The sequence below is a fragment of the Streptomyces sp. YS-3 genome (genome assembly GCF_045257485.1).
Classification (GTDB): domain Bacteria; phylum Actinomycetota; class Actinomycetes; order Streptomycetales; family Streptomycetaceae; genus Streptomyces.
The window spans coordinates 1-5,797 of record NZ_JBJHPC010000458.1 but is presented as its reverse complement, the minus strand read 5'-3'; the positions used below and the strand labels follow the sequence as shown (position 1 = coordinate 5,797).

Annotated in this window: 5 protein-coding genes; 1 reads left to right on the top strand and 4 read right to left on the bottom strand. The window is 72.5% G+C overall.

Annotated elements, in window-relative coordinates; genetic code table 11:
• Positions 1–82: 82 nt before the first annotated feature.
• From ACJA3G_RS28095 to ACJA3G_RS28080, 4 genes are all read right to left on the bottom strand, one after another.
• On the bottom strand, positions 83–1,060 hold the full coding sequence (locus ACJA3G_RS28095) for a nucleoside triphosphate pyrophosphohydrolase (RefSeq protein WP_406555838.1): 978 nt from the start codon (positions 1,058–1,060) through the stop codon (positions 83–85).
• Between the two features lie 44 nt (positions 1,061–1,104).
• The gene (locus ACJA3G_RS28090; protein ID WP_406555837.1) at positions 1,105–1,764 is read right to left on the bottom strand and encodes a SurA N-terminal domain-containing protein; all 660 of its coding nucleotides are present in this window, start codon (positions 1,762–1,764) and stop codon (positions 1,105–1,107) included.
• Positions 1,765–1,825: 61 nt separating this feature from the next.
• Positions 1,826–2,260 carry a GtrA family protein gene (locus ACJA3G_RS28085; protein ID WP_406555836.1) on the bottom strand — a complete coding sequence of 145 codons (435 nt, stop codon included), beginning with the start codon at positions 2,258–2,260 and terminating at the stop codon, positions 1,826–1,828.
• A complete protein-coding gene (locus ACJA3G_RS28080) occupies positions 2,257–3,279 on the bottom strand; it encodes a glycosyltransferase family 2 protein (protein ID WP_406555835.1) in 1,023 nt (340 codons plus the stop codon). Before ACJA3G_RS28080 ends, ACJA3G_RS28085 begins: the two co-directional genes overlap by 4 nt.
• A gap of 183 nt (positions 3,280–3,462) precedes the next feature.
• Between ACJA3G_RS28080 and ACJA3G_RS28075 the strand changes: the two genes are divergently transcribed.
• Positions 3,463–5,797 (top strand): YfhO family protein (locus ACJA3G_RS28075; protein WP_406555834.1); only part of this gene is annotated, 2,335 nt, incomplete at its 3' end.

Below are 5,797 nucleotides of genomic sequence, written 5' to 3'. Positions count from 1 at the left end.
GGGGCGGGCGGGGCCGCGTCCTGCCCCGGCTCCAGACCCAAGTCCTGGCCCGGCTCCCGGTCCGGCGGGGTCGGGGGTTGTGTCATCGTCCGTCCGTCTCGGCCGTGCGGATCGCGTCCCGGTACGCGCGCGCCGCCGCCCGCAGGGCCGCCTCCGGGTCCGTGCCGTCGGCCTCCGCCGCCACCGCCAGGGCGAGCAGCCGGTAGCCGATGCCCTCGCCGGTGGGCAGGGGGACCTCAAGGCCCGCCGTGCGGACCCGGGACGCCAGTTTCGCGGCGAGGGCGAGGCCGGGCTGACCGAGGGGGACGCCGTCGGTCACCGAGTCCCGCCCCTTCTCCGCGGCCTTCTGGCGCAGCCAGTGCTCCTTGACCTCCTCGGGCGTCTCCGCGTGCGCGTCCCCGAAGATGTGCGGATGGCGGTGGATCAGCTTCTCCACGATCGTCCCGGCCACGTCGTCGATGGAGAAGGGGTCCGACCCGTCCTCCGCGCGTCCCTCTTCCGCGATGCGCGCGTGGAAGACGACCTGGAGGAGCACGTCCCCCAGCTCCTCGCGCAGCTCGTCGCGGTCGCCCTCCTCCACCGCCTCGACCAGCTCGTACGCCTCTTCAAGGGCGTACTTCGCCAGCCCCTTGTGGGTCTGCTGGGAAGACCACGGGCACTCGCGGCGGATCCGGTCCATGACCTGGACGAGGTCGAGCAGCCGGGCGCCGGGCAGATCGTACGAGCCGGGCAGCAGCTCCAGGTCGGGCATGGCGACCCGGCCGGAGCCCGCGAGCCGGGCCAGTCCGTCGGTGAGCCGGCGGTCGCCCTCACCGGAGGGGAGGACGACGACCGTACGGCCCCCGGCGCACGCCTCGACCAGCTCCTGGGCGTCCGGCTCCACGATCTCGGCCTCGACGCCCGCCTCGCGCAGATACGGCAGCTGCGGATGGCCGGGGTCGGCGCAGAGCACCCGGTCGGCGGCGCGCAGCGTCTGCCACGCGGGCCAGGACAGCAGTCCGGGTGCCACCCGGTGGCTGGCGGTGAGCAGGACGACGCGGCCGGGTTCTTCGAGAGTCACCTCTCGAACCTACCCCGGCCGCCCGCCGCGCCCGCCCCGGCCCGTCAGCCGGTGATGGGGCTCTCCTGCTCCGGGGCGTTCTTGGTCACCTGGGCGATCCACGGCGTCTTGGTGTCGGCGAGCTGGATCGCCTTGTCGTCCCAGGTCCCGTACCGCGGGTTCACGTCGATCCGCAGCTTCTTCGACGCCTCGGTGAGCGTCTTGGTGACGGAGGCCTGTCCGGTGGGCGTGGAGAGGTCGGCGCCGGTCGCGGCGGCCAGCTTGGTGAGCTGCACCTGCTCGCGCACCGCGTCGTCGATCTGGCCGGGCGCCACCCCGCGCTGCTGGAGGAGCATGGCCGCGAACGCCTGCTCGCCGCCCGCCTGCTGGGCCATCGCGGCCCGGGCCTGCTGGAGCTCCTTGCGGCTGACGCTCACCCCGGCGTCGGCGGCGGCCCGGTCCAGCACCTTGTCGAAGATCAGCCCGTGCAGCTTGGCGCGGCTGAGCTGGCCGGTGTTCTTGATGAGCTGGGCGGACTGCGGCGAGGCCTGCTGCGCCGTACGGACGTCCTTGACCTGGGCCTGGAGCGCGGAGACCGGAATGCGGTCGCCCCCCACGACGGCGGCGGCGCCCGGATGGGCCTCGCTGCCGCAGGCGGTCAGGAGTGGCCCCGCGCCGAGGAGCGCGACACAGAGGGCGAGTGCGGTGCGACGGCGGCGGTGCAAAGGAGCCTCCCGGCGGATCGTGCGACAGTGCAGCGACCTGATGACCTTGCGGTGATCGATGTTAGGCAGTCTCAGTGGTGTGGGCCACTGATTCGCTCAACGATTCGGCCGCCTTGGGGGTCTCGGGGGGCAGCATGATCGTCCGGGAGAGGACGAAGGTGACCGGGATCGCCGTCGCCGCGGCGATCAGCGGGGCCCAGGTGCTGCTGAGGCCGAGCAGGTCCACCAGCACGTACATCCCGGTCGTGGTGATGACGAAGTTCGCCGCGTTGGTGAGCGGGAAGAGCAGGAACTTCCGCCAGGTGGGCCGGGTGCGGTAGGTGAAGTACGAGGTGAGGAAGAAGGAGCCGACCATGGCGAGCAGGAACGCCATGACATGGGCCACCACGTACGGCACCCGCGGCAGGAAGAGCAGGTACAGGCCGTAGTAGGTACCGGTGTTGACCGCCCCCACCAGGGCGAACCGGACGATCTGGGCGGCGGTTCCCGGTCTCATCGGCGGGCGAACTCCCGGCCGGGACGCGGGTGCGGCAGCCGCCCGTCCGCGGCCGGCGCCCCGGCCGTCGCGTCCGTCCCCGTCGTCACGTCCGCCCCGGTCGTCACGTTCGTCGCCTGCACCAGGAAGTGCGGACGGCGCTTGACCTCGTAATAGATACGGCCCACGTATTCACCGACCACGCCCACCATCACCATCTGCACGCCCGCGAGCGCGGTGACGACGACGAGCAGGGTCACATATCCGGGGGTGTCCACGCCGTTCACCATGGCGACACCGACGATCCACGCGGAATACGCCGTGGCGATCCCGAGCAGCAGCATGCCGAGATAGACGGCCGCCCGCAGCGGCTTGTTGTTGAACGAGATCATCCCGTCCAGGCCGTAGTTCAGGAGCTTTCCGAACGTCCACGCGGAGCGCCCCTGTTCCCGGACCGCATTCTCGTAACTGAACGTGGTGGTGCGGAATCCGACCCAGGCGAAGAGCCCCTTGGAGAAGCGGTTGTACTCGGTGAGTTCGAGCACCGCGTCGACCGTCCTGCGCGAGAGCATGCGGAAGTCTCCCACGCCGTCGACCAGTTCCACATCGACCAGGCGGTTGATCAGGCGGTAGTACAGGCGCGCGGTGAGGGTGCGGGTGACGCGGTCGCCCTTGCGGGTGCGCTGGGCGATCACCTGGTCGTGGCCCTGGGCGTGCAGGTCCAGCATCCGGCCGATCAGCTCCGGGGGGTGCTGGAGGTCGGCGTCCATGATCACTACGGCGTCCCCGGCGGCGTGCCGCAGCCCGGCGAGCATCGCCGCCTCCTTGCCGAAGTTCCGGCTGAAGGAGACATAACGGGCGCGCGGGTCGCGGGCGGCCATCTCCTGGAGCAGCGCGAACGTACGGTCCTTGCTGCCGTCGTCGACATAGAGGATTTCGAATTCCGCGTCGAGCCGGGAGATTTCCCTGGTCACCTGGTCATGGAAGCGGCCGATGATCTCCTCTTCGTTGAAGCAGGGCACGACAATCGAGATGAGCACGGTTCTCCCCCGTCGATACGGAGTCGGCTGTGGCAGTGAACGAAGAACAACCGGGCCAGACGTCCGGGGCGGATTCACCGAATGACGGCGGGGCGTCGATTACGTGAACTGAGCCCCCGGGGCGCCGATTTACCCGCACCGGTCCGGCATATTCGACGGCAGCGAACAGCAGAGGATCTCCTTATGCCGACTCTCGAAGCCGTCCGGCTTCCCCCCGCCGCCCCGGCCGCGCCCGCCGGACCCGGACGCCCGCGCGCCCGGGCGTCCGCCCTCGCCGCGCTGCTCACCGTGGTCGCGGTGTGCGCGGCCGACGCCGTCGCCCGGACCTTCCCCTTCGGGCGGCACACCCGCGGCGTCAACGACCTGGGCAACCAGTTCGTCCCGTTCCACGCCCATCTGTGGGACCTGCTGCACGGCCGCGCCCACGGCGGCGCGCTGGTCAACTGGCAGTCCGGGTACGGGACGTCGTTCCTGCCCGACATCGGTACGTATCTGGGCAGCCCGTTCGCGCTGCTGGTCGGGGTGTTCCCGCGCGACCGGATCGACCTCGCGGTGTATGTGATCACGGTCCTGAAGATGGCCGCGGCGGCCGTCGCCATGACCGTCCTGCTGCTCGCCCTGCGCCCGGGCGTCGGCCGGCGCTGGGTGGCCGGGGTGCTGGGGGCGGCGTACGCGCTGTGCGGCTGGTCGGTGATCGAGGCGACCTACAACACCATGTGGCTGGACGGTCTGATCGCGTTCCCCATGCTCTGCCTGGTGGGCGAGTGGGCCCGGAAGCGGACGCGTCCGCTGGCCGGCCCGGCGGTGGTGGCGCTGGCCTGGACGGCGAACTTCTACACCGCGTACATGGCGACGATCGGGGCGGCCCTGGTGCTGCTGCTGCGGTTGTTCCTGGAGGAGTCGCCCGAGAGGACGGGGGCACGGGCCCGGCTGTGGGGCCTGGCCCGCGCGGGGTGGACGACGGCGCTCGGCGTCGCACTGTCCGCCCCCGTCCTCTTCACGGTCTTCCTCGGGACCAAGCACGCGTATCCGGGCTGGAGCAAGGAGTTCGAGCCGGTCCCCTGGAGCGACTTCCTGGCGCGCTGGCTCCCGGCGACGTACAGCTTCTCCAGCCCCGCGCTGTTCCTGGGCACGGGCGCGCTGCTCCTCGCGGGCGCGCTGGCATTCCATCGCGCGGTGCCGGACCGCGAGCGGTACGCGTGGACGGGCCTCGCCCTCCTCGTCGCGCTCTCCTTCCAGTGGAAGCCGACGCATCTGGCCTGGCACGCCTTCCAGACGCCCAACGGCAGCCCGTACCGCCAGACGTTCGTGCTGAGCGGCATCCTGGTCATCGCCGCGTGGATCTGCGTGGCGGACGGCCTGCCGGACCGGCGCGCGCTGCTCGGCGGCGGCGGGGTGCTCGGGGTGATCGGCGCCGGGGCGGCCTTCAGCGAACTGGTCTCGCCCTGGTCCTACCCCTTGTACGCCGGTGGGCTCGCGGCGGTGCTCGGGGCGCTGGTGATCGCCCGCCGGACGCGGGGCCGGCGGGCGTTCGCGCTGGCGGCGGTGGTGCTCCTGGCCGGGGCGCAGACCGCGCAGGCGGCGGTGACGGTGGCGTACGGCGACCGGGAGCGGCTGCACCGGCTCGACAGCTATCCGGCGTGGGGCGCGGCGCACGACGCGCGCGAGGAGGCGGTGTCCGGGGCGGACGGCTGGCCCGCGTACCGCACCGAACCGGGCCGCCGCCAGCTGACGGGCAACGATCCGCTGCTGGTCGGCGGTGAGGGCGCGTCCTACTACAGCAGTCTGACGCCGGACGTCCTGACCAGGACCATGACGGCGCTGGGCGGCGGCTGGACCTCACGCGGCCGGTCCGTGCAGAGCCTGGACAACCCGGTGACGGACGCGGTGTTCGCGGTGGGGGCGCGGGTGCGGGCGGACAAGGGCGGCGCCACGACGGTCACCCGCGCCCCGGTGCCGCCGCTGGTGACGGTGCGGGGTGGTGCGACCCCGGCCTACGGCGCCTCGCCCTTCCGGAACCAGGAGTCGCTGCTGGGGGCGCGGGTGTACACGCTGCCGCGTACGGTCGCCGAGGGGTGTGCGGCCGGGCAGGAGGCGTTCCTGTGGGCCCCGGAGTACACGGGGTGGGCGCGGCTGGGCACGGCCGGGAAGTGGGTGGAGTTCCGGGGCGGCGCCCCCAAGCGGCGGGCGGCGCTGGCCCCGCTGGGYGTCTCGCCGGGCCCGTCGTCACGGGTGGAGCTGCGCCCCGCGTACAGGAAGGCCCAGCTCGGCTGTCTGGACCGGGGTGCGCTGACGGCGGCGGTGGAGCGGCTGCGGACGACGGGGGCGAGCGAGGTCGAGGTTACCGACAGCGGTGTACGGGCGGTGCTGCCCGCCGGGACGGCCGGGACGGCGGTGTTCGCGATGCCGAGGATCGCCGGGTGGAGGTGCGCGGTGAACGGGGCGGCGGCCGAGCCCGCGGGGTCGTATCTGGGCCTGGTGGCCACGGAGTTGAAGGGATCGGGGTCCCCCACGGCCG